The organism is Streptomyces sp. AC627_RSS907, from assembly GCF_019049165.1.
This window is the reverse complement of record NZ_JAGMUE010001189.1, coordinates 1-619: the sequence shown is the minus strand read 5'-3', so window position 1 is coordinate 619 and position 619 is coordinate 1. Positions and strand designations below refer to the sequence as shown.

1 protein-coding gene is annotated in these 619 nt (G+C 70.4%); it reads right to left on the bottom strand.

The features are described 5' to 3' along the window. The coding region (locus KUM32_RS40995; protein ID WP_217146741.1) for a 5'-nucleotidase C-terminal domain-containing protein at positions 1–619 on the bottom strand (619 nt) is incomplete at both ends.

Sequence of the window (619 nt, the reverse complement as noted above, 5' to 3'; positions counted from 1 at the left end):
GGTCAGCAGCCGCGCCTCCAGGGTGTTCTCGAACGGGTACAGGCCGGCCACCTCGCGGATGGTGACCTCGCCCACCGGCACCACGGCCGTACGCGAGAAGCACGACGCCTGCGAGAGCACCGGCACCTTCGCGTGCTCGGTGCCCGCGAGCGCCGCCCGCACCGTCTGCGCCTGCACGTGGTTGATGAGGTCGATGATCGGCGTGTCCTTGTACGGCGCCTCGTCCGCCGCCATCCGCCGCGCCGAGGTGCCGATCACCTGGTTCACGTACGACACGACCTTCTCGTGCTCCCCGGTGAGCAACCGGACGATCTCCGGGTCCTCGGCGACGGTGTTGGAGTTCAGCACCTTCGAGGTCACCGACTCCACCTGCCACCGGCCGCGCTCCCAGACCAGACCGAAATCGAACACCGTCAGCCGCTGCCCCCACTTCAGCGGCTCCGAGAGGACCACCTCGCGGCCCGTCTCCTCGTTCACCACCCGGTACTCCGGGATCTCGGCGTGCGCGTGCCCCACCAGGATCGCGTCGATGCCCGGCACCCGCTGCGCCACCTGCGCCGCCGCGTTCTCCACGTGCGGCAGCAGGTCGCCGTAGGAGGAGGTGCCGCTGGTGCCCGAG